The organism is Ramlibacter sp., from assembly GCF_041916345.1.
Lineage (GTDB): Bacteria > Pseudomonadota > Gammaproteobacteria > Burkholderiales > Burkholderiaceae_C > Ramlibacter.
In genome coordinates this window covers 26178-47244 of the sequence record NZ_JAYRZR010000021.1, presented here as the reverse complement: position 1 = coordinate 47244, position 21067 = coordinate 26178, and the positions used below count along the sequence as shown (strand labels likewise).

General features: G+C 70.6%; 18 protein-coding genes. 7 read left to right on the top strand and 11 right to left on the bottom strand.

Annotated elements, in window-relative coordinates; all coding sequences use genetic code 11:
* Positions 1-21 precede the first annotated feature (21 nt).
* From msrP to ACE3T5_RS08235, 4 genes are all read right to left on the bottom strand, one after another.
* A complete protein-coding gene (gene msrP, locus ACE3T5_RS08250) occupies positions 22-1017 on the bottom strand; it encodes a protein-methionine-sulfoxide reductase catalytic subunit MsrP (RefSeq protein ID WP_374666379.1) in 996 nt (331 codons plus the stop codon).
* A gap of 96 nt (positions 1018-1113) precedes the next feature.
* The gene (gene ccsB, locus ACE3T5_RS08245) at positions 1114-2448 is read right to left on the bottom strand and encodes a c-type cytochrome biogenesis protein CcsB (RefSeq protein WP_374666377.1); all 1335 of its coding nucleotides are present in this window, start codon (positions 2446-2448) and stop codon (positions 1114-1116) included.
* Positions 2445-4565: a cytochrome c biogenesis protein ResB gene (locus ACE3T5_RS08240; RefSeq protein WP_374666375.1), complete on the bottom strand. Its 2121-nt coding sequence runs from the start codon at positions 4563-4565 to the stop codon at positions 2445-2447. Before ACE3T5_RS08240 ends, ccsB begins: the two co-directional genes overlap by 4 nt.
* A 98-nt stretch (positions 4566-4663) precedes the next feature.
* The gene (locus ACE3T5_RS08235; protein ID WP_374666373.1) at positions 4664-5338 is read right to left on the bottom strand and encodes a cytochrome c; all 675 of its coding nucleotides are present in this window, start codon (positions 5336-5338) and stop codon (positions 4664-4666) included.
* A 72-nt stretch (positions 5339-5410) separates the two neighbouring features.
* Between ACE3T5_RS08235 and yihA the strand changes: the two genes are divergently transcribed.
* Together yihA and ACE3T5_RS08225 are read left to right on the top strand one after the other, a co-directional pair.
* Positions 5411-6076, top strand: a complete 666-nt coding sequence (gene yihA / locus ACE3T5_RS08230) for a ribosome biogenesis GTP-binding protein YihA/YsxC (protein ID WP_374666371.1) — start codon at positions 5411-5413, stop codon at positions 6074-6076.
* The gene (locus tag ACE3T5_RS08225) at positions 6073-6969 is read left to right on the top strand and encodes an alpha/beta fold hydrolase (RefSeq protein WP_374666369.1); all 897 of its coding nucleotides are present in this window, start codon (positions 6073-6075) and stop codon (positions 6967-6969) included. Before yihA ends, ACE3T5_RS08225 begins: the two co-directional genes overlap by 4 nt.
* Here the strand turns inward: ACE3T5_RS08225 and ACE3T5_RS08220 are convergent.
* Positions 6963-7829 carry a lipid A biosynthesis acyltransferase gene (locus tag ACE3T5_RS08220; protein ID WP_374666367.1) on the bottom strand — a complete coding sequence of 289 codons (867 nt, stop codon included), beginning with the start codon at positions 7827-7829 and terminating at the stop codon, positions 6963-6965. The two genes, ACE3T5_RS08225 and ACE3T5_RS08220, sit on opposite strands and share 7 nt — an antisense overlap.
* The gene (locus tag ACE3T5_RS08215; protein WP_374666365.1) at positions 7826-8653 is read right to left on the bottom strand and encodes a lysophospholipid acyltransferase family protein; all 828 of its coding nucleotides are present in this window, start codon (positions 8651-8653) and stop codon (positions 7826-7828) included. Before ACE3T5_RS08215 ends, ACE3T5_RS08220 begins: the two co-directional genes overlap by 4 nt.
* 133 nt (positions 8654-8786) lie before the next feature.
* On the opposite strand from ACE3T5_RS08215, the gene metK reads away from it, so the two are divergent.
* Positions 8787-9971 (top strand): methionine adenosyltransferase, encoded by a 1185-nt coding sequence (gene metK / locus ACE3T5_RS08210; RefSeq protein WP_374666363.1) that lies wholly within the window; start codon positions 8787-8789, stop codon positions 9969-9971.
* Between the two features lie 25 nt (positions 9972-9996).
* On the opposite strand, the gene ACE3T5_RS08205 is transcribed toward metK, so the two are convergent.
* Positions 9997-11751 carry a 7TM diverse intracellular signaling domain-containing protein gene (locus tag ACE3T5_RS08205; RefSeq protein WP_374666361.1) on the bottom strand — a complete coding sequence of 585 codons (1755 nt, stop codon included), beginning with the start codon at positions 11749-11751 and terminating at the stop codon, positions 9997-9999.
* Positions 11752-11809: 58 nt separating this feature from the next.
* Here ACE3T5_RS08205 and ACE3T5_RS08200 point away from each other — a divergent pair, with 58 nt between their 5' ends.
* Entirely contained in the window at positions 11810-13387 is a 1578-nt protein-coding gene (locus ACE3T5_RS08200) for a thioredoxin family protein (protein ID WP_374666359.1), read from the top strand.
* Positions 13388-13482: 95 nt separating this feature from the next.
* Here the strand turns inward: ACE3T5_RS08200 and glmS are convergent, their stop codons facing one another.
* Complete coding sequence (glmS, locus tag ACE3T5_RS08195) at positions 13483-15327, bottom strand: glutamine--fructose-6-phosphate transaminase (isomerizing) (protein ID WP_374666357.1); 1845 nt, start codon at positions 15325-15327, stop codon at positions 13483-13485.
* Positions 15328-15460: 133 nt separating this feature from the next.
* Here glmS and ACE3T5_RS08190 point away from each other — a divergent pair, with 133 nt between their 5' ends.
* Positions 15461-15964: an Lrp/AsnC family transcriptional regulator gene (locus tag ACE3T5_RS08190; RefSeq protein WP_374666355.1), complete on the top strand. Its 504-nt coding sequence runs from the start codon at positions 15461-15463 to the stop codon at positions 15962-15964.
* A gap of 17 nt (positions 15965-15981) precedes the next feature.
* Here ACE3T5_RS08190 and glmU read toward each other — a convergent pair whose 3' ends face one another.
* On the bottom strand, positions 15982-17379 hold the full coding sequence (glmU, locus tag ACE3T5_RS08185) for a bifunctional UDP-N-acetylglucosamine diphosphorylase/glucosamine-1-phosphate N-acetyltransferase GlmU (RefSeq protein WP_374666353.1): 1398 nt from the start codon (positions 17377-17379) through the stop codon (positions 15982-15984).
* 24 nt (positions 17380-17403) lie between these two features.
* On the opposite strand from glmU, the gene ACE3T5_RS08180 reads away from it, so the two are divergent.
* Both ACE3T5_RS08180 and ACE3T5_RS08175 read left to right on the top strand, forming a co-directional pair.
* Positions 17404-18282, top strand: a complete 879-nt coding sequence (locus ACE3T5_RS08180; RefSeq protein ID WP_374666351.1) for a DUF6279 family lipoprotein — start codon at positions 17404-17406, stop codon at positions 18280-18282.
* Positions 18279-19418 carry an MFS transporter gene (locus ACE3T5_RS08175; protein WP_374666349.1) on the top strand — a complete coding sequence of 380 codons (1140 nt, stop codon included), beginning with the start codon at positions 18279-18281 and terminating at the stop codon, positions 19416-19418. The genes ACE3T5_RS08180 and ACE3T5_RS08175 overlap by 4 nt, the downstream gene beginning before the upstream one ends.
* Positions 19419-19429: 11 nt before the next feature.
* Here the strand turns inward: ACE3T5_RS08175 and ACE3T5_RS08170 are convergent, their stop codons facing one another.
* On the bottom strand, positions 19430-20419 hold the full coding sequence (locus ACE3T5_RS08170) for an MBL fold metallo-hydrolase (protein WP_374666347.1): 990 nt from the start codon (positions 20417-20419) through the stop codon (positions 19430-19432).
* 71 nt (positions 20420-20490) lie between these two features.
* Complete coding sequence (locus tag ACE3T5_RS08165; protein WP_374666345.1) at positions 20491-21048, bottom strand: gluconokinase; 558 nt, start codon at positions 21046-21048, stop codon at positions 20491-20493.
* Between the last annotated feature and the right edge of the window lie 19 nt (positions 21049-21067).

Genomic DNA, 21067 nt, shown 5'->3' with positions numbered 1-21067 from the left:
CGCCTGCGTTGCCGCCGGCCACTAGTACTGCTTCTGCAGGTCCATGCCGGCGTAGAGCTGGCCGACCTGCGCCTCATAGCCGTTGAACATCAGCGTCTTGCGCTTCTTGGCGAACAGGCCGTCCTCGCCGATGCGGCGCTCGGTGGCCTGGCTCCAGCGGGGGTGGTCCTTGTCGGGATTCACGTTGGAGTAGAAGCCGTATTCCTGCGGCGCCGCGCGGTTCCAGGCGGTGCGCGGCTCCTTCTCGGTGAAGCGGATGCGCACGATGCTCTTGCCGCTCTTGAAGCCGTACTTCCAGGGCACCACCAGCCGCACCGGCGCGCCGTTCTGCTTGGGCAGCACCTCGCCGTACATGCCGAAGCTGAGCAGGGTGAGCGGATGCATCGCCTCGTCCAAGCGCAGACCTTCCACGTACGGCCAGCTGAGCACCTGCGAAGTCACGCCCGGCATGGTCTTGGGATCGGCCTGGGTGAAGAACTCGACGTACTTCGCGTTGCCCAGCGGCTCCACCTTCTGGACCAGGTTCGACAGCGAGTAGCCGACCCAGGGGATGACCATCGACCAGCCTTCCACGCAGCGCAGCCGGTAGATGCGCTCTTCCTGCGCGGCGAGCTTGAGCAGGTCCTCGATGGCGTACTTGCCCGGCTTCTTCACCAGGCCATCCACCTCCACCGTCCAGGGCGAGGTGACGAGCGTGTGCGCGTAGCGCGCAGGATCGGACTTGTCGGTGCCGAATTCGTAGAAATTGTTGTAGGTGCTGGCGTCCTTGTAGTCGGTCAGCTTCTCCATCGTCTGCGCACCGGGCACGGTGGACCGCACGGTCTGCAGCGCAGGCAGCTTGCCCGGGCGCGCGGTCTGCGCCATCGCCTCGCGCGAGGCCCAGGCGGCCAGCGTGGCGCCGGCGGCACCCGCCGCGAGCTGGAGCAGCAGGCGACGCCGGTCTTGGTAGACGGCGCGCGGGGTGATCTCGCTCGGAATTCCGTGGTCGAAACCGTTGTCGTGGGTGCGGATCAGCATGGCATCTCCTTCGCGTATGCCGGTTGGTCCGGCCGCGCGCGCCATTCTTACAAGGAATCGAAAGCCGCGTGCGCGCCCGGGGCGCGCACGGCGGGATCAGAGCTCGCCGTAGCTGTGCAAGCCCGACAGGAACATGTTCACGCCGAGGAAGGCGAAGGTGGTCACGGCCAGGCCGACCAGCGCCCACCAGGCCGAGACGGTGCCGCGCAGGCCCTTCATCAGGCGCATGTGCAGCCAGGCCGCATAGTTCAGCCAGACGATCAGCGCCCAGGTTTCCTTCGGGTCCCAGCTCCAGTAGCCGCCCCAGGCCTCGGCCGCCCACAGCGCACCCAGCACGGTGGCGATGGTGAAGAAGGCGAAGCCGACGGCGATGGCTTTGTACATCACGTCGTCGAGGATCTCGAAGGAGGGCAGCCGCTCGGCGATGCGCCGGCGCAGCATCAGGATGCCCGCGACGATGAGCGCGGAGATGCCGAAGTAGATCGCCCAGTAGTTGCTGATGCCGCCACTGGCCGACTTGCGGAACACCAGCGGCTCGAAGCACAGCACCACGCCCAGCAGCCACAGGGGCGCCAGCTTGTACCAGCGCGTCTCGTTGGCCTGCTGCTTGACCAGATAGGCAAAGGCCACCATCGCCGCCAGCGCAAAGGTGCCGTAGCCGACGAAGTTGGCCGGCACATGCAGCTTCATCCACCAGCTCTTGAGGGCCGGCACCAGCGGCTGGATCTCGTGCGCCTCGCGCACGACCGTGTACCACAGCAGGAAGCCGACCGCGGCGCTGACCACCAGCATGACGAAGGCGCCCATGGACCGGGTGGCGTACTGCTCCTCGAAGTACAGGTAGAACAGCGCCGTCATCCAGCAGAACAGCACGAACACCTCGTACAGGTTGCTCACCGGGATGTGGCCGACGTCGGGGCCGATCAGGTAGCCCTCGTACCAGCGCACCATGGTGCCGATCAGCGCCATGGTGACGGCCACCCAGGTCAGGCGCGAGCCCAGCAGCTCCATCGTGGCGGCCTGTCCGCGCGCGAAGATGCCGATCCAGTAGAACGCAGTCGCCATGAAGAAGAGCACGCTCATCCACAGGATGGCGGACTGGCTGGACAGGAAGTACTTGAGCCAGAACACCGTGTCGGCGCGCGCCAGGCTGCCCTGGTAGGCGGCGATGCCCGCCAGGGAGAAGAAGGTCACCACGGCCATCAGGACGCGCAGCGGGCGCCAGAACCAGCCGAGCCAGATGGCCGAGGGGATGGTGCCGACCAGGATGCTCTTCTCGTACACGTCCATGTGCTGGCCGTAGCGCATGAGCGCGAACAGGCCGCCCGCGGCGACGGCCAGCGCGAACACCCAGTCGAGGGCGTTGCGCCGGGCGAAGTAGCCGGCATCCAGGGTGAGAGTGGTGGTGGTCGTGGTGGTGGCGGTGTTCATGCGGATCTGCCCAGGAGTCGCTGTCTCAACTGCTCGAACTCGCGATCGACATCCATCAGCTTGCGGTTGCTGGACAGCGCCATGCGCGCCTGCGAGCCGCCGTCGCGGGGACTGAGCCACACCCAGACGCGGCGCTCGCGCACGTAGAGCATGGCAAAAACGCCGAGGATCAGCAAGGTGCACCCCAGATACACCACAAGCCGACCGGGGGCTCGCGTCACCTGGAACACGGAGGCCTGCACCTGCTGGAAGCCTGCAAGCTGGAAGGCCATGGGCGCGGGGTACACGTGCACGTCGCTCAGCGCCAGCACGGCCTGGGCCATGAAGGCCTGCGTCTTGGCGTCGCGCGGCAGCGGCGCCAGGCCGGCCTGGGCGCGGGTGATCTGCGTGAGCTCGAACAGGGCGCCGTTGAGGATGCGCACCAGCACCTCGCCGGCGCGCTCGCGCTCGGCCGCGGGCACGTTCGCCTCCAGGAATTCCGACACGGCCTGCAGGCCGCCCGCGGCCCGGCCGGGGGCGGCTTCGGCGCCGGCGAAGAGCGACAGCGCGCGCTGGGTCGAAGAGGCGAGCTGCTCGGCCAGCTGCGGCTTGGCCGGGTCGGTCGCCTGGCGCGCGTAGTTGCGCACCGCCTGCTCGCGCAGGGCCGGGTCGGCCAGGCCCGCTCGCAGCCGCAGGAAGCCCTGCACCGTGCCCGCGTCGTCGGCCGGGATGCGCAGGTAGCGGAAGGGCTCGGCCGGCGTCTCGCGCATGCCGAACAGGAACACCGGCACGCCCTCGCCCAGCTCCAGCGGCAGCATGTAGTTGTGGAACTCGCGCGCCTGGCCGGCGGCATCGCGCAGCTTGTAGGTGATGCTGGGGCCGACGTTGCGCAGGGCCTTCTTCGTCTGCACCTTGTTGGCCGCGCCCAGGCGGGCGTCCAGTGATTCGCGCAGGTCGACCTTGCGCACGTCGGTGCCGGCCGCCGTGGCATCCGCCAGGTTCTCGACGTTGATCACGCGCAGCCCGGTGTATTCCAGGGTGAGCTTCTCCGCGCCCTCCTGCTGGCCACGGCTGAGCTGGGTGCTGCCGCCGATGGTGCCGGCCACCTCGAAGGGCTTGCCGACACCGTCCATCGGCACCGCCTTCAGCTGCACGGCCGAGCCGCCGTCGTCGAAGCTGGACTGGTAGATCTCGATGCCGCGGTGGCTGGCGGGGTGGTTGACCTCTACCCGCTTGGGGATCTTCTCGCCCGTCTCGCGGTCGTGGATGACGATCTCGCTGGCGAACAGCTTGGGCATGCCGGTCGAGTAGTACTCGACGATGAACTTCTGCAGCTCGATGGAGAACGGGAGTTCCTGCAGCAGGATGCCGTCGGACTGGTTGAGGATGGCGGTGTGCGACTGCGTGCCCTCGGCCACCAGCAGGTTGCCGCGGAAGGTGGGGTTGGTCAGCGGCAGGCGGTGCTGCGCCGGCACGTCGGCGATCATGCCGCCGCCGGTGTAGGGCTGCTTGCCGCCCAGCCACATCTGCGCACGCACGATCAGGTCGCCGTCCATCAGGCCGCCCAGGCACACCAGCACGATGGCGCTGTGCGCGGCGAGGTAGCCGATCTTGTTGAGCCCGCCCGCGCGCGCCGCCACCATCCAGCCGGCGTCGCCGCGCTGCTGCAGGCGCACCTTCCACCCGGCCTTCACCAGGCCCTGGCCGATGCGCTGCGCGGCCGCCTCGGGCGTCTCGCCTTCCAGCGGCGCCTCGGCCCGGTGGTGGAAGGCCAGCAGGCTCTGCTCGCGGATGTTTTCCTTGTAGGCCCTCAGGTCCGTGAAGATCTTGGGCGTGTTGCGGGCGATGCACAGCGAGGTGCTCACCACCAGGAAGGCCAGGATCAGCAGGAACCACGGCGCGCTGTAGACCGCGTTGAGCTTCAGCAGCAGGAACAGCTCGGCCCAGAACGGCCCGAACTGGTTGACGTAGTTGACCGCCGGCTCATGCTGCTTGAGCACCGTGCCGATCACCGAGGCGATGCAGATGACGGTGAGCAGCGAGATCGCGAACCGCATCGAAGACAGCAGCTCGATCGCCTGGCGCAGGGCCGGCGGCGACGGCGCGGCGGCCGGTGCTTCGGGGGTGGCGGTGGTCATGGGGGTTCGGATGCAAGAAGGGCGGGCGCTCCAGCGAGTCGCCCGCCCTTGTCTTGGTGGCTGAAGCCGGCGGTTAGTTCACCGCCGCCGGCGACTTTTCAGCGCAGGCCGGCCACATAGTCGGCCACGGCGCGGATCTCGCGGTCGTTCAGCTTGGCGGCGACCTGGGTCATCTGCAGGTTGTTCTTGCGCACGCCATCACGGAAGGCGACGAGTTGCGCGGCGGTGTAGTCCGCGTGCTGGCCCGACAGGCGCGGGTATTGCGCCGGGATGCCGGCGCCGTTGGGGCTGTGGCAGCCCGCGCAGGCGGCGATCTGGCGATCCGGCACGCCGCCGCGCCAGATCTTCTCGCCCAGGGTGACGAGCGCCTTGTCCTTCGCGAAGCCGGGCTTGGCCTTCTGCTTGGCCAGGTAGGCGGCGATGTTCTTCATGTCCTCGTCGCTCAGCGTGGCGGCGAAACCGGCCATGACGGCGTTGGCCCGCTTGCCGCTCTTGAACTCCTGCAGCTGCTTGACCAGGTATTCCGGGTGCTGCTGGGCGAGCTTGGGGTTGGCGGGAATGCTGGAGTTGCCGTCGGCCGCGTGGCAGGCGGCACAGACGGCCGCGTATTTCTGCTCGCCGAGGGCGGCGTCGACCTTGGCGGGGCCCGCCTTGGCAGCAGCCGGCGCAGGGGCGGCGGGCGCGGATGCGGGCGCCGCGGCCTGCTGGGCCAGGACGGGAAGCGCAGAGGCGGCCAGCACGGCGGCCACGAGCAGGGAAGCAGGCGACTTCATCACGTTTGTTCGGTTCGTTGGGCGCAAAACCGGGCAATTCTACAATGCCGCCTCTCACCCACTGGCCAATCCATGACTTCCACGCCGGGCCCGCGCGCCCCCGCTGCCTCGCCAGCCGCCCTGGCCCTGGCCTGGCTGCACACCGCCCGCTTCCTCACCACGGCCCCCCGGCTGGACCACCTGCCCACCCACGAGGTGCCCGAGATCGCCTTCGTCGGCCGCTCCAACGCGGGTAAGTCCACCTGCATCAACACCCTGACTCAGCAGAAGCGGCTGGCCTTCGCCTCCAAGACGCCGGGGCGCACCCAGGCCATCAACCTGTTCGCCCTGGGCAAGCAGGGCCTGACCGACGCGGTGCTGGCCGACCTGCCCGGCTACGGCTACGCCGCCGTGCCGCGCCAGGACAAGCTGCGCTGGCAGCAGGTGATGGCCAACTACCTGGTGAGCCGCCCCAACCTGCGTGGCGTGGTGATGCTGGTGGATCCGCGCCACGGCCTGACCGAGCTGGATGAAGCGCTGCTGGAAGTGATCCGCCCCCGGGTGGAGACGGGCCTGCGCCTGCTGGTGCTGCTGACCAAGGCCGACAAGCTGAACCGGGCAGAGGGCCAGAAGGCGCTGTCCATCGCGCGACTGCAGACGGCCGGCGGCGAGGTGAAACTCTTCTCCGCCCTGAAGCGCCAGGGCGTGGACGAGACCGCCCTGCTGCTGTGGCAGTGGACGCACCCGGAGACCGAATGATCGAGACCTGGCAGCAGCCGCTGCCGCACGGCATCACCCTGAGCTGCCGCGCCGCCGGTGCGCGCGGGCGGCCGGTGCTGATGTTCCTGCACGGCTTTCCCGAGGCCGCCTTCATCTGGGACGAGCTGCTCGCCCACTTCGCCGATCCGGCCCACGGCGGCTTCCGCTGCGTGGCGCCCAACCTGCGCGGCTTCGAGCAATCCACCCAGCCGGCCGACGTGAAGGCCTACCGCGCCAAGCACCTGGTGCAGGACATCGAGGCGCTGATGGCCATCGAGAGCCCGGGCCAGCCCCTGGCCTGCCTGGTCGCGCATGACTGGGGCGGCGCCGTCGCCTGGAACGTGGCCAACCAGCTCCCGCAGCGACTGCAACGGCTGGCGATCATCAACTCGCCGCACCCGGGCACCTTCTGGCGGGAGCTGCGCAGCAACCCGCGCCAGCAGGAAGCCAGCGCCTACATGAACTTCCTGATCCGCCCGGACGCAGAGGCCCTGCTGCGGGCAGATGACTACCAGCGCCTGTTCCGCTTCTTCACCAATGGCGGCGGTGCCGGGTGGCTCACCGAGGACATCAAGGCGAAGTACCGCGCGGTGTGGGACGCCAGCCTCACCGGCGGCTGCAACTACTACCGTGCCTCGCCCCTGCGCCCGCCCCGGCCGGAAGACCCGGGTGCCGCCGGCGTGACGCTGCCGCGGGAAATGCTCACGGTGGAGGTGCCGACCCTGGTGCTGTGGGCGATGGAAGACATCGCCCTGCCGCCCGAGCTGATCGACGGGCTTTCGGACTACGTGCCGCTCATGACGCTGGAGCGCATCCCTGGCGCCAGCCACTGGATCGTGCACGAGCAGCCCGATCTGGTGAAGGACCGCCTGGGCCGCTTCCTGGCTCAGTAGACGCCCAGCTCGCCGGGCGGGCGCGTCTTGAAGCGCTTGTGCACCCAGTAGTACTGGCCCGGCTGCTCGTCGATCCACCCCTGCAGCCGCTCGTTCATGAGCGTCGTGTCCGCCGCCACGTCGTCGGTCGGGAAGCCCGCCCAGGCGGGCAGCACCCGCACCTCATAGCCGGTCTCGGTCATGACCGAGACGATGGGCACCACGCGCGCCCGGCCCAGCCGCGCGAAGCGCGAGAGCGAGGGCACGGTGGCCGCCTGCAGGCCATAGAACGGCACGAAGATCGACTCCTCCGGTCCGAAGTTCATGTCGGGCAGCAGGTACATCACCTCCCCGCCCTTGAGCGCGCTCACCAGCCCCCGCACGCCGTCGGCGCGGCCGAACGGCCGACACTGGCCGAAGCGGTGCCGGCCCGCGAGGATCCACGCATCCAGCGTCGCGTTCGACTGGTTGGTGTAGATGCCGACGAAGCGTCGCGGCACCTGTTGCGTGAGCGCGGTCCAGCCGGCATCCATGCCCACGAAGTGCGGGGCGAACAGCAGCGTGGGTGCCTCGCCCGCCAGTTCCTCCACCGCGCCGGTGAGCCGGATGCGCGAGCGCACGACCTCCGGCGTGCCGTGCCAGAGCCAGCCGCGGTCCAGCCACGACTGGGCCACGCGCACGAACACCTCGCGCGCGACCTGTTCGAGCCGCGCCTCGCTCCAGCCCGGGAAGCACAGCCGCAGGTTCACGCGCACCACGTGGCGGCGCGAGCGGGCCAACACCCACAGCACGCTGCCCAGGGCCGCGCCGAGCGCGCGCACCACGGGCAGCGGCAACCCGGCCAGCAGCCGCATGAAGGCGATGCCGAGGCGGGCCATCATGCGGGCCCCTCCTGGCGCGGCTCCTTGTAGCGCGCGTAGCCCCATAGGTACTGGCCCGGGCACGCCCGCACCATGTCCTCGATGCAGGCGTTCACCTGCGCGGCGGCGGCCTCCGGCGCCTCCGCCGGCGGCTCGCCCGGCCAGGGCGTCACATGCACCCGGAAGCCCGCCCCACCGGGCAGCCGCTCGGAGCGCGCCAGCAGCACCGCGGCGCCGGTTTGCCGCGCCAGGCGAGCGGCCAGCGTCATCGTGTATGCATCCCGCCCGAAGAACGGGGCCCAGGCGCCCATGCCCTGCGGCGGCACCTGGTCCGGCAGCAGGCCCACCGTGCCACCGGCACGCAGCGTGCGCAGCAGCTGCCGCACCCCGGCCAGGTTGGTCGGCACCGCGGTCACGTTGGGGCGGGTGCGCGCGCTCTCCACCAGGCCGCGCAGCCAGGCCTTGCGGGGCGGCCGGTACAGCACGGTGATGGGCCCGAAGCGCTGCGCGTAGCCGAGGGCCGTGGATTCGAACCCCCCCTGGTGCGGCGTGAGGAACAGCAGGCCTCGGCCGGCCGCGCGCGCGCGCTCGACCAGCGCCGGATCGTCCCATTCCACGGGGGGCAGCTCGCCGAACCACAGGCGCGGCGCCTCCACCACCAGCCGCCCGGCCGCGGCCACGGCCGGGCGCACCTCGGCAAAGCGAAAGCCGGCCTGCGCCGCGTTGGCGAGGAAGCGGCGCCGGTAGGTGGGAGAAGCCAGGAACGCAAGCCAGCCCAGCACGGCGCCGAAAGCGTGCAAAAGTGGCAGGGGCCAGGCCGACATCCAACGGAAAAGGGTTTTCACGCGCGCTAGAATGCGGCCGTCGCCGAGTTATTGAACTACTTGCAGGGCGACGATAAACAACACTGCTAAAGCGTTCGCCCAAGCTCCGGCAAAAGGCAACGCGCCTTTCGCAACAATCAACGGAGTTTAGTCAATGGCGAACGATTTCCTCTTCACGTCCGAGTCCGTGTCCGAAGGCCACCCCGACAAGGTGGCCGACCAGATCTCCGACAGCATCCTCGACGCGATCTTCGCGCAGGACCCGCGCAGCCGCGTGGCGGCCGAGACGCTGACCAACACCGGCCTCGTCGTGCTGGCCGGCGAGATCACCACCAACGCGCACGTGGACTACATCCAGGTGGCGCGCGACACCATCCAGCGCATCGGCTACGACAACACCGACTACGGCATCGACCACAAGGGCTGCGCCGTGCTGGTGGCCTATGACAAGCAGTCCAACGACATCGCCCAGGGCGTGGACCACGCCAGCGACGACCACCTGAACACCGGCGCCGGCGACCAGGGCCTGATGTTCGGCTACGCCTGCGACGAGACGCCGGTGCTGATGCCCGCGCCCATCTACTACGCCCACCGGCTGGTGGAGCGCCAGGCCCAGCTGCGCAAGGACGGCCGCCTGCCCTTCCTGCGGCCGGACGCGAAGAGCCAGGTGACCATGCGCTACGTGGACGGCAAGCCGCACAGCATCGACACCGTGGTGCTCTCCACCCAGCACAGCCCCGACCAGAGCGAGACCGCCACCAAGCTGAAGGCGAGCTTCTACGAGGCCGTGATCGAGGAGATCATCAAGCCGGTGCTGCCCAAGGAGTGGCTGAAGGACACCCGCTACCTCGTCAACCCCACCGGCCGCTTCGTCATCGGCGGCCCGCAGGGCGACTGCGGCCTGACCGGCCGCAAGATCATCGTGGACACCTACGGCGGCGCCTGCCCGCACGGCGGCGGCGCGTTCTCGGGCAAGGACCCGTCCAAGGTGGACCGTTCGGCCGCCTATGCCGCCCGGTACGTGGCCAAGAACATCGTGGCCGCCGGCCTGGCCAAGCAGTGCCAGATCCAGGTGGCCTACGCCATCGGGGTGGCCCGCCCGATGAACGTGACCGTGTACACCGAAGGCACCGGCGTCATCCCCGACGACCAGATCGCCGCGCTGATCAACGACCATTTCGACCTGCGTCCGAAGGGCATCATCCAGATGCTGGACCTGCTGCGCCCGATCTACAGCAAGACCGCCGCCTACGGCCACTTCGGCCGCGAGGAGCCGGAGTTCACCTGGGAGCGCACGGACAAGGCGGCCGCCCTGCGCGCGGCGGCGGGCCTGAAGTAAGGCAGTCAGCGGCAGGGGCGGCCCCTCAGGCGGCCGCCTCTTCCTCCTGCGCGTCGGGCACCGAGGCGGGGTCCTCCCCCGGATCCAGAAACCGCACCGGCCGGCGCGACTGCGGCGAGATGCGCTCGACCAGCGCGCCCAGTTCGCGCAACATCGCGGCGGGTGCATTCACCTTCTCCGGCAGCATGGCACAGGCCACGCGCAGCTGCATCGGGATGGCGGCCTCGCCGCCACGGCCCGGCGACAGCCCGGAAGCCACCAGGCGCACCATCGCCGCCTTCACCTCCCCGCGCGAGCGCGAGCCTTCCACCAGCACGGCGAAGCGGCCGGTGTCGATGCGGCCCACCGGATCGGAAGGCCGCACCACCCGATTGAGCAGCATCACCAGCCGCAGCAGGCAGCGCTCGGTGGCGGCATCGCCATGGAATTCGCGGATGCGCCGCAGGTTGCCCAGGTCCACCAGCAGCACCGCCGAGCCCTCGCCGCGCATGAACGCGCCGGTCACCGCCGTCTGCAGGCGGGCGGTGAAGGCCGAGGCGGTCAGCACGCCCGTCAAGGCGTCCTGGCTGGCGGAGTGCTGCAGACGGTCCAGCACGCCCAGGCGAAAGCGCGCGCGCTCGTTCAGCGCCAGCAGCAGCAGCGGCACCGCCAGGGCGGCGGCCAGCGCCGCGCTGTCCAGGCTGAACCAGCCCGCCGGGATGACCCCGAAGAGCCGCAGCACGGCCGCCCCGATCGCCAGCGCGAGCGGCGCGTAGGCCAGCAGCACGAGCGGGCCGACGCGGTCGCCACGCCGCCAGGCCAGCACGGCCAGCGCCATGCCGACCAGCTCACTCGCCAGCATGGCGGCGGCCACCACGTAGCGTTGAGCGACCGCGCCCAGCCAGGGGTAGGCACAGGCCAGCGCCACCACCGCCCACCCCATCAGGAACGCCGACCGCGACACCCAGGGGTGGCGCCCCCACAAGGCACACAGGTGCACCATGAACAGCAGGTGCACGCCCGCCGTGAGCATGGGCACCACGCCCTGCGCGGCGTCGGCCCAGCGCGGGGACTCGTCCCACAGCAGGTAGCCGGCCACGCCCGTCACCGTGCCCACTGCCAGCAGCAGGGTCAGGCCGTAGAGCGCATACCAGACGTGGATGGCGTCCCGGTGCAGCGCCACCTGCACCAGGCACCAGGCCGCCAGCACCATCAGGCAGCCCAGCGCCAGACCCAGGGCCAGGTGCTCGCGCAGGTCGGCGCGTTCCGCCTCGGCGGCCGGCTGCCAGGTGAGGGGGAAGCCGATGGGATCGCTGTGGCGCACCCGCAGGTACACGATGCGGGGGGACGCGCCCTCCAGGCGCACATCGAATGCGGGGTGCCGGCCGGGCCGCGACCAATCGGCCACCGCCACCGCGTCCCCCGCGCGCTGCGTGCGCCAGCCACCGCCCTCGCGCTCGAACAGCGCCACGTCGTCGATCAGGGCCACCGGCAGGGTGAGCCGCCAGGCCGCCGGTTCGTGTGCGCCGCGCTGCAGTCGCAGGCGCAGCCACAGGGTGTGATCGCCGCCCAGGTCGTGCACCTGGCCCGCCTGGGCCGCCTGCCAGGCGTTGCCGGGCAGGGCGGCCACCTGGTCGATGGATGCGGCGCGGCCGGACTCCAGCCAGGCGGCCATCGGCAGGGGCGGTCGGTCCTGGTCCGCGCGCGCCAGGGACGCACCCGCGGCCGCGGCGAGCAGCCACGCCGCGAGCACGCACCGCCCCGCGCGCCACGCCATGCCCACCCAGGACGCCCGCCACATGCGGCCATGCTAGATCGCGGGCGCCGCTGCATACTTAGGGTCTGCGCCGGAGTGACTCATGACCCCAACCCGACTACGCTACCTGATGGGCCCTGTGGCGGCCCTGCTCGCCACGGCAAGCCTGATGGCGGCTGCGCCCGCCTTTGCCGCCGCGCCCGCGCGCAGCGCCGTCGCCTGGCAATCCGTCTCCAGCGACGCCGAGGTCGACCGCGCCTTCGCCCTGGCGCGCACGCAGGGCAAGCCGGTGTTCCTGTACTGGGGCGCGGTGTGGTGCCCGCCCTGCAACCAGGTCAAGGCCACGCTGTTCAACCGGGCCGACTTCATCGAGCGCTCCAAGGCCTTCGTGCCGGTGTACGTGGACGGCGACAAGCCGGGCGCGCAGAAGGTAGCCTCGCGCTTCAAGGTCTCGGGCTACCCGACCATGATCCTCTTCAAGCCGGACGGCACCGAGGTGACGCGCCTGCCCGGCGAGGTGGACCCCGAGCGCTACCTGCTCACCTTGACCGCCGGGCTCGATGCCCAGGTGCCCGTGCGGGACCTGCTGCAGCGCGCCACCGGCGGCCAGCCGCTGACGCCGGAGCAGTGGCGCCTGCTCGCCTACTACGCCTGGGACACCGACCAGCAGCAGGTGCTGCCGGCGGCGGAACTGCCTGCCACGCTGGCGAAGCTGGCCGCTGCCGTGCCGGCGGATCTGGCGCCGTTGCGCGACCGCCTCGCCCTGAAGGGCCTGGCGGCCGCGGCGCGTGCGGGCAGCAAGCCAGCGGCCGGCGTGGTGGAAGCCGGGCGCGCGCTGGTGGACCGCATCCTGGGCGACGCGCAGGCGGCACGCGGCCTGTCCGACCTGCTGATGGGCCATGCCGACGTGATCACCAAGACGTTGGCGGAAGGCAATGCCCGCCGGCAGCTGGCCGCCCGCTGGGATGCCGCGCTGGTGCGCCTGATGGAAGATCCGGCGCTCACCCGCCCCGAGCGCGTGGACGTGCTGTACGCCCGCGTCGCGCTGTGGAAGCTGGCCAGCGACCCGCAGCCGATCGACAAGCCCCGGCAGGAGGCGCTGAAGCAGGAAGTGACGCGGCTCGTCGCCGCCACCACGGATCGCTACGAGCGCCAGGCCGTGGTGCCGAGCGCCGCCTACGTGCTGGCGCAGGCGGGTCTGCTGGATGAGTCCGATGCCATGCTGAAGGCCGAACTCGGGCGCGCGGTCGCGCCCTACTATCACATGCTCGGCCTGGCCGGCAATGCCAAGCGCCGGCAGGACACCAAGGGCGCGCTCGACTGGTACGAGCAGGCTTGGCGCAAGTCCGAAGGGCCCGCCACGCGCATCCAGTGGGGCGGCAGCTACCTGGGCCAGGTGCTCGAACTCGCGCCCAACGACGTGAAGCGCGTCCAGGCCGGCGCCACGGCACTCATCGCGCAGCTCGACCCGAAAGCCGAGACCTTCTACGAGCGCAACCAGCGATCCCTGCAGCGCCTGGCCAAGCGTCTGGCGACCTGGCAGGAGGAAGACCCCGCTGCACGCGCCAAGGTCGTGAGCCAGCTCAAGGCGCAACTCGACAAGACCTGCCGCAAGCTGCCCGCGAAGGACGCCGGGCGCGCGAACTGCGAGAAGGTGTTCGAGAGCGGCGCGGCGAGCTGAGGAACCGCTGGGGTTGCACCCCAGCCTACGAACTCCAGCCACGCCGCTGTAGGCTGGCGGTGGAGCGAAGCGAAACCCCAGCGGCGCGGCGCCCCTCACTCCACCGTCACGCTCTTCGCCAGGTTCCGCGGCTTGTCCACATCCGTGCCGCGCGCGCACGCGGTGTGATACGCCAGCAGCTGCAGCGGCACCACGTGCAGCAGCGGGCTGAGCGCACCGTAGTGCTCGGGCATGCGGATCACATGGATGCCTTCGCTGCTCTCGATGCGGGTGTCGGCGTCGGCCAGCACGTACAGCACGCCGCCGCGCGCGCGCACCTCGTGCATGTTGCTCTTCAGCTTTTCCAGCAGCGCGTCGTTGGGCGCCACGGTCACCACCGGCATCTCGCTGGTCACCAGGGCCAGCGGGCCGTGCTTCAGCTCGCCGGCCGGGTAGGCCTCGGCGTGGATGTAGCTGATCTCCTTGAGCTTCAGCGCGCCTTCCAGGGCAATGGGGTAGTGCAGGCCGCGGCCCAGGAACAGCGCGTTCTGCTTGCTCGCGAAGTCCTCCGCCCAGCTGATGATCTGCGGCTCCAGGGCCAGCACCGCGGACAGTGCCACCGGCAGATGGCGCATCGCCTTCAGGTGGGCGGCCTCCTCGGCCTCGCTCATGTGGCTGCGCGCCTGGGCCAGCGCCAGCGTCAGCAGGAACAGGCCCGCCAGCTGGGTGGTGAAGGCCTTGGTGGAAGCCACGCCGATCTCCACGCCCGCACGCGTCACGTAGGCCAGCTTGCACTCGCGCACCATCGCGGAGGTGGCCACGTTGCAGATCGTCAGCGTCTGCGTCATGCCCAGGCTCTGCGCATGGCGAAGCGCCGCCAGCGTGTCGGCCGTCTCGCCGCTCTGGGTGATGGTGACGACCAGGGTGCGCGGGTCCGGAACGCTGTCGCGGTAGCGGTACTCGCTGGCGATCTCCACCTGCGTCGGGATCTTCGCGATGCTTTCCAGCCAGTACTTGGCCGTGCAACCGCTGTAGTAGCTGGTGCCGCAGGCGAGGATGAGCACCTTGTCGATCTGGCGGAACACGCCGTGGGCACCGTCGCCAAACAGCTCGGGCATCACGTGCACCACGCCCTCCAGCGTGTCGGCAATGGCGCGCGGCTGCTCGAAGATCTCCTTCTGCATGTAGTGGCGGTACGGGCCCAGCTCCGCGGCGCCGCTGTGCGCCTGCACGGTCTTCACCGGCCGCTCCACCGGCCGGCCCTGGCGGTCCACGATCCAGTGGCGGCCCAGTTGCAGATCCACCAGGTCCCCCTCTTCCAGATACACGATCTGGTCCGTCACGCCGGCCAGCGCCATCGCGTCGCTGGCCAGGAAGAGCTCACCCTGCCCCACGCCCAGCACCAGGGGGGAGCCGGCGCGCGCGCCCACCACGCGGTGCGGCTCGTCGCGGCAGAAGACGGCAATGGCGTAGGCGCCATGCAGTTGCGCCACCGCAGCCTGCACCGCCTGGAACAGGTCGCCCTCGTAGAGGCTGTCGACCAGATGGGCGATCACCTCGGTGTCGGTCTGGCTGGCGAAGCGGTAGCCGCGCGCCGTCAGTGTGGCGCGCAGTTCGTCATGGTTCTCGATGATGCCGTTGTGCACCAGCGCGATGCGGCCGGGCCCAGCCTCCGCCTCGGCGCCGGGGCCGTGGCTGAAGTGCGGATGCGCGTTGTGCACGGCCGGCGCACCGTGGGTGGCCCAGCGCGTATGGGCGATGCCGGTGGTGCCTTCGATGCGCTCGGTCTCGACCTGGGTCATCAACTCCGCCACGCGTGCCGTGCTGCGGGCGCGCTTCAGGCCGCCGGCATGCACGGCCACGCCGCAGGAGTCATAGCCCCGGTACTCCAGGCGCTGCAGGCCCTGGACCAGGATGGGAACGATGTTGCGCTGGGAAACCGCGCCGACGATGCCGCACATGGGATGTCCTCTTCAAGCTGTCCGTGAAACGATGGTGGGACTGTAGGCACCTCGGAATGGAATATGGATTCGATTTCTTGACTTCAATGGACTAAGATTTCACAATTTCATCCATCTGGAATTTTCTTTCATATTGGCTGCCGATTCGGAATTCATATCGCTCGATGCCATCGACATCGCCCTGCTCGCCCAGCTCCAGGCCGACTGCAGCCTGAGCAACCTGGAGCTGGCGGACCGGGTGCATGTGTCGCCACCGACCTGTCTGCGGCGCGTCAAGCGCCTGCGGGATGCCGGCCTGGTGCAGGCGCAGGTGGCGCTGCTGGACGCGGACCGCATCGCACGCATCGCCGGTCACGGCCTGGAGGCGGTGGTGGAGGTCACGCTCGACCGCCAGGGCGCCGAGCACCAGCAGGCCTTCGAGGACCGCGTGGCCGCCGATGACGCCGTGCTGCAGTGCTACCGCGTCTCGCCCGGGCCCGATTTCGTGCTGATGGTATTGACGCGCGACATGCCGGACTACCTGGCGCTGGCGCAGCGGCTGTTCACGAGCGACGCGAACGTGCGCAACGTGAAGGCCTTCTTCTCGGTGAAGCGGGCCAAGTTCAGGCCGCGGGTGCTGCTGCCCGAGCGGCGCTGACCCACGCGCGAGGGCGCTCAGGTCTTCTTCGTCGGCCGCTTCCAGCCGGCAACGCTGGCCAGCTTGCCGCGCGTCACGCTCAGCGCGCCCGGCTCGGTGTTGCGCGTGATCACCGATCCGGCGCCCACGGTACCGCCCGCGCCCACGGTCACCGGCGCCACCAGCACGCTGTTGCTGCCCACGTGCACGTCGGCCTCGATCACGGTGCGGTGCTTGTTGGCGCCGTCGTAGTTGGCGGTGATGCTGCCGGCCCCGTAGTTCACCCGCTCGCCCACCGTGGCGTCGCCCAGGTAGGCCAGGTGGTTGGCCTTGGCGCCGCGGGCGAGCGTGCTGTTCTTGATCTCCACGAAGTTGCCCACGTGCACGTCCGCCGCCAGCTCGGCGCCGGGACGCAGCCGCGCGAAGGGACCCACGATGGCACCCTCGCCCACCTGCACGCCCGCCTTCTCGCCATCGATGTGCGTGAAGGCCTGGATCACCGCGCCGGCGGCGATGCGCGCGTTCGCGATCACGCAGTTCGGGCCGATGCGCACGTCATCGCCCAGGCTCACCTCGCCCTCGAACACGCAGTTGACGTCGATGCTCACGTCCTGCCCGCACTGCAAGCGCCCCCGCAGGTCGAACCGGGCCGGGTCCGCCAGGCGCACGCCCTGCTCCATCAGCGCGAGCGCCTGCCGCTGCTGGTACGCGCGCTCCAGCGCGGCCAGCTGCACCGGGCTGTTCACGCCATCCACCTCCACCGTCTCGCGTGCGGCCGCCGTGACCACTTCGCAGCCGTCCGCGCGCGCCAGCGCCACGACGTCGGTGAGGTAGTACTCCCCCTGGGCGTTGTCGTTGGTGAGGCGGCCCAGCCACTGCTTCAGGCGTGCCGCCGGCGCGGCCATGAAGCCGGTGTACACCTCGCGGATGGCGCGCTGCGCCTCGCTCGCGTCCTTGTGCTCCACGATGGCCTGCACCTGATCGCCCGCACGCACGATGCGGCCGTAGCCGGTGGGATCGGGCATGTCCACGGTCAGCAGCGCCAGCCGCTCGCCGGCGCATCGCGCCACCAGGGCCGCCAGGGTCTCGGGACGGATCAGCGGCACGTCGCCATTCAGCACCAGGGCGATGCCGTCATCGGGCAGCACCGGCACGGCCTGCTGCACGGCGTGGCCCGTGCCCAGCTGCGGCTCCTGCCGCACGAAATCCGGCGCGGGCCGGCCGGCCGAATGCGCCCACGTACGGAGTTCGGCCTCCAGCGCCTCGGCGCCGTGGCCGGTGATGACGATGATGCGCCGCGCATCCAGGGCCGCGGCCGTGGTCAGCACATGCCCGATCAGCGGACGCCCGCCGAGACGGTGTAAAACCTTGGGCACGCGGCTCTTCATCCGCGTGCCCTTGCCCGCCGCCATCACGATCACGTCCACTGCCTGCATCCGCCGCCTCGCACCCTGCTGTCCATGACGAGAACCCTGCGCTCCCGCCTCGGCGGAATTATCGTTGCGCTCGCCGCGCTGCTCGGCCTGGGGGGCTGCAGCACGGTGAAGCTGGGCTACCAGACCCTGCCGGAAATCACCTACTGGTGGCTGGACGGCTACGCCGACTTCTCCGACCAGCAGGTGCCGCTGGTGCGCGCCGAGCTGTCCCGGCTGTACACCTGGCACCGCACGACCGAGCTGCCCAAGGTGGTGGAGGTGCTCGCCCGCGTCGAGCAGTTCGCCGCCGGCAACGTCACGCCGCAACAGGTGTGCGCCTTCGTCCCCGAGATCACGGCGCGCATCGTCGCGGTGACGAATCAGGTCGAGCCTGCCGTGCTGCCCCTCATCGCCACGATCCAGCCAGGCCAGATACGCCACCTGGAACGCAAGTTCCAGGACCGCGACGACACCTGGCGGCGCGAGTGGCTGGAGGTGCCGCGCGCCGAGTGGACCGAGCGGCGCTACCAGCGCCTGCTGGACCGCTTCGAGACGGTCTATGGCCGGCTCGACGACGCCCAGCGGGTGCTGCTGCGCATGGAGCTGGATCGCAGCACCTTCGACCCGGCCAAGGTGGATGCCGAACGCGCCCGTCGCCGGCAGGACATCGTGCAGACGATCCGGCGCCTGCAGGCACCCGATCTGCCCGCCACCGAGCAGCGCACGCTGCTGCGCGGCCTGCTGGAACGCATGCAGCAGCCGCCCGAAGCCGCTGACCGTGCCTGGCGGGATGCCCTGGTGCAGGAGAACTGCCGGCTGGTCGCGGTGCTGCACGGCAGCACGTCGGCCGAGCAGCGCGAGCGCGCGTTGCGCCGCCTGCGCGGCTGGCAGCGGGACCTGCGCGAGTTGTCGGCCCCGCGATGAGGCTGCTGTGGACCCTGGGCGCGGGCACCGCCGCGCTGATGCTCGCGTTCGCGATGATCAACCCGGTGCTGGCGGTGCTGCTGCAGCGGCAGGGGCATGGCCCCGCGTTCATCGGCGCCTTTGCCATGCTGCCCTTCCTGCTGGTGGGCCTGCTCATGCCCTTCATGCCGCGCGTGCTGGCGCGCATCGGCCCCGTGGCAGGCTATCGCGCCGGCGCAGTGCTCGAACTGGCCGCCATGGCCGCGTTCGCCGGCTCCACCGAGCTGGGCGTGTGGATCGCGGCCAGCGTCGTCAGCGGCATCGGCGCGGCGGTCCAGTGGAACGCCGCCGAGGCGCTGCTCACACGCCATGCGCCCGCTGCCGTGCGCGGCCGGGTGATGGGGCTCTACCAGACCGGCCTGGGCGCGTCGCTGGCGCTGGGCCCCTTCCTGCCCGCGCTGCTGGGCCTGTCGGCTTCCGGCGCGCTGTGGCTGGCCACGGCCTTCACGGCGCTCTGCCTCGCGCTGGCCCTGGTCGCTCGCGCGCCTGCGGATGCCGAGGGACCGAAAGGCGCCGGTGACCGCGCGCATGGGCCGCGCCTGCTGGCCTGGCTCGCCGTGCTGGCCTTCGCCGGTGGCGTGTTCGAGGCCGGCCTGTCTTCCATCGGCGCGGCCCACGCCGCCTCGCTCGGCATGGCGCTGGGCCAGGCCGCCAGCGTAGCCGGCGCCATCGGCATCGGCAGCTTCCTGGTGCAGTACCCGGCAGGCTGGGCCGGTGACCATGTCGCGCCGCGCCGGCTGTTCACCGGGGCGGCCGTGGTGCTGCTGGGGGCCAGCGCGCTGTTCAGCCTGGCCGGGCAGGCGCCGTGGCTGCTGTGGGCGTGCGGCGTCGCCGGGGGTGCCGTGGGCGGTGCGCTCTACACCCTGAGCATGGTGCAGGTGGCGCATGCGTTTGCCGGCCAGGGCACGGCCGCGGCCACCGCGGCCATCATCACGGGCTACACCTGGGGCGGCACGCTCGGCCCACTGGCCAGCGGCGTGGCGCTGGAGTCCGCCGGCGTGCGCGGCATGGCCACCTGGCTCGCGCTGCTGGCGCTGGCGGCGTGGGCGGCGGCACGCAGACTGCCCGGCACGGTGCAGGCCACCGGCCGAGCCTGAATGCGCAGGCGTCAGCCCTGCAGCGCGGCCCACATCTCCTGGTCGCGCTCGGCGGTCCAGATGCGGGGGTTCTTGATGCCCTTGGCCTCGTCGTAGGCGCGGCTCACGTCGAACGGCAGGCAGTGCTCGTAGATGAACACGTGGCCGAACACCGGATCCATGGACTTGCGCGTGTGCGCCATCGCCTGCTTCAGGTCCATGCCGGCGGCCGCGGCCTCCTTGCCGGCCTGGAACAGCGTGGTGACCCAGCGCTTCGTGTAGTCGAGCGCCTTGTTCACGTCGGCCTGGCCGCGCATGGCCTCGCCGCGGCCAGGCACGATGGCCTCGGCGCCCAGCGCGCGCAGCGCCTCCAGCGTGGCCGGCCATTCCTCCAGCTGCGCATCACCGGTGTAGACACCGGCCTCGTACTCCACCAGGTCGCCGGAGAACAGCACCTTCTCCTCTTCCACCCAGGCGATGGTGTCGCCGCGCGTGTGGCCGGGGCCGGGCGACCAGATCTGCACCTTCACGCCGCCCAGGTCCACCGTCAGGCGGCCGGGCTTCTCACCCTTTTGCGGATCGCCGCCGCCGATCACCAGCGTGGGCCAGGTCAGGCCGGGGATGCTGTCGGCGCCGCGGAACAGGCGCGGGAAGCGCTCCATCTCGGACTTCATGTCCTCGGCGCCGCGCTCCACGATCAGCTCGTAGGTGCCCTGGCTGGCGATGATCTCGCTCGCGCCCTCGGCGAAGTAGGCGCTGGCGCCCAGCACGCGCACCGCGTGGTAGTGGGTCAGCAGCACGTACTTGATCGGCTTGTCGCTCACGGTGCGGATGCGCGCGATCAGGTCGCGCGCCATGGCGGGCGTGGCCGTGGCGTCGCTCACCATGATGTACTTCTCGCCGATGATCACGCCGGAGTTCGGGTCGCCCTCGGCGGTGTAGGCCCAGCAGTGCGCGGACAGCTGCTCGAAGGTGATCTGCTTGTCGGCCAGGTCGGCCTGGCTGGCGAAGGCTTTGCTCATCGGAATCTCCTGCGTGCGATGGGACGGGCGGCAGACGGCCGCGAATCCGCGATTCTACATATCGAAACGAATTACGGATTGTTGAACGCCTGCAAATCCGGGTGCGCCGCCAGGTCGGCCAGGGCCTGGTCCACGATCGCCGCCAGCGGGCGGGTCGCGTCGATCACGAGCACACCGGCTTCGGCCGCCGGGTCCTCCAGTGCCTCGAACTGGCTGGCCACCAGGCTGGGCGGGTAGAAGTGGTCGGTGCGCGCCGCCACGCGGGCCAGCGCCTGCTGCGGCGTCAGCGCGAGGTGCAGGAAGCGCAGCGCCGGCACGGCCGCGCGCAGGCGGTCGCGATAGGCGCGCTTGAGCGCGGAGCAGGTGAGCACGGCGCCACCGGGCCGCGCCTGGAGTTCGTCGCCCAGGCGGCGCAGCCAGTCCGCCCGGTCAGCGTCCTGCAGGGGGATGCCCTGACGCATCTTGGCGATGTTGGCGCTCGGGTGGAAGTCATCGCCCTCGATCAGCGTCAGGCGCAGCGCCTCGGCCAGGCGCGTGCCGACGGCCGACTTGCCGCAGCCGGCCACGCCCATCACGACCACATGCAGGGGCTGCGCGCCGGAGGGGGGCAGGGAAGAAGGCCGCGCCATGCGGCCATTATGGGCGCGC

Excerpts from the sequence above, each read along its gene's own strand:
- glmS (WP_374666357.1), bottom strand. The coding sequence starts at position 15,327 with ATGTGCGGCATCGTCGGCGCGGTTTCCCAGCGCAACATCGTTCCCATC.
- ACE3T5_RS08170 (WP_374666347.1), bottom strand. The coding sequence starts at position 20,419 with ATGAGCAAAGCCTTCGCCAGCCAGGCCGACCTGGCCGACAAGCAGATC.
- ACE3T5_RS08240 (WP_374666375.1), bottom strand. The coding sequence starts at position 4,565 with ATGACCACCGCCACCCCCGAAGCACCGGCCGCCGCGCCGTCGCCGCCG.
- glmU (WP_374666353.1), bottom strand. The coding sequence starts at position 17,379 with ATGCAGGCAGTGGACGTGATCGTGATGGCGGCGGGCAAGGGCACGCGG.
- ACE3T5_RS08235 (WP_374666373.1), bottom strand. The coding sequence starts at position 5,338 with ATGAAGTCGCCTGCTTCCCTGCTCGTGGCCGCCGTGCTGGCCGCCTCT.
- msrP (WP_374666379.1), bottom strand. The coding sequence starts at position 1,017 with ATGCTGATCCGCACCCACGACAACGGTTTCGACCACGGAATTCCGAGC.
- metK (WP_374666363.1), top strand. The coding sequence starts at position 8,787 with ATGGCGAACGATTTCCTCTTCACGTCCGAGTCCGTGTCCGAAGGCCAC.
- ACE3T5_RS08180 (WP_374666351.1), top strand. The coding sequence starts at position 17,404 with ATGACGAGAACCCTGCGCTCCCGCCTCGGCGGAATTATCGTTGCGCTC.
- ccsB (WP_374666377.1), bottom strand. The coding sequence starts at position 2,448 with ATGAACACCGCCACCACCACGACCACCACCACTCTCACCCTGGATGCC.
- ACE3T5_RS08175 (WP_374666349.1), top strand. The coding sequence starts at position 18,279 with ATGAGGCTGCTGTGGACCCTGGGCGCGGGCACCGCCGCGCTGATGCTC.
- ACE3T5_RS08220 (WP_374666367.1), bottom strand. The coding sequence starts at position 7,829 with ATGATGGCCCGCCTCGGCATCGCCTTCATGCGGCTGCTGGCCGGGTTG.
- yihA (WP_374666371.1), top strand. The coding sequence starts at position 5,411 with ATGACTTCCACGCCGGGCCCGCGCGCCCCCGCTGCCTCGCCAGCCGCC.
- ACE3T5_RS08205 (WP_374666361.1), bottom strand. The coding sequence starts at position 11,751 with ATGTGGCGGGCGTCCTGGGTGGGCATGGCGTGGCGCGCGGGGCGGTGC.
- ACE3T5_RS08165 (WP_374666345.1), bottom strand. The coding sequence starts at position 21,048 with ATGGCGCGGCCTTCTTCCCTGCCCCCCTCCGGCGCGCAGCCCCTGCAT.
- ACE3T5_RS08200 (WP_374666359.1), top strand. The coding sequence starts at position 11,810 with ATGACCCCAACCCGACTACGCTACCTGATGGGCCCTGTGGCGGCCCTG.
- ACE3T5_RS08225 (WP_374666369.1), top strand. The coding sequence starts at position 6,073 with ATGATCGAGACCTGGCAGCAGCCGCTGCCGCACGGCATCACCCTGAGC.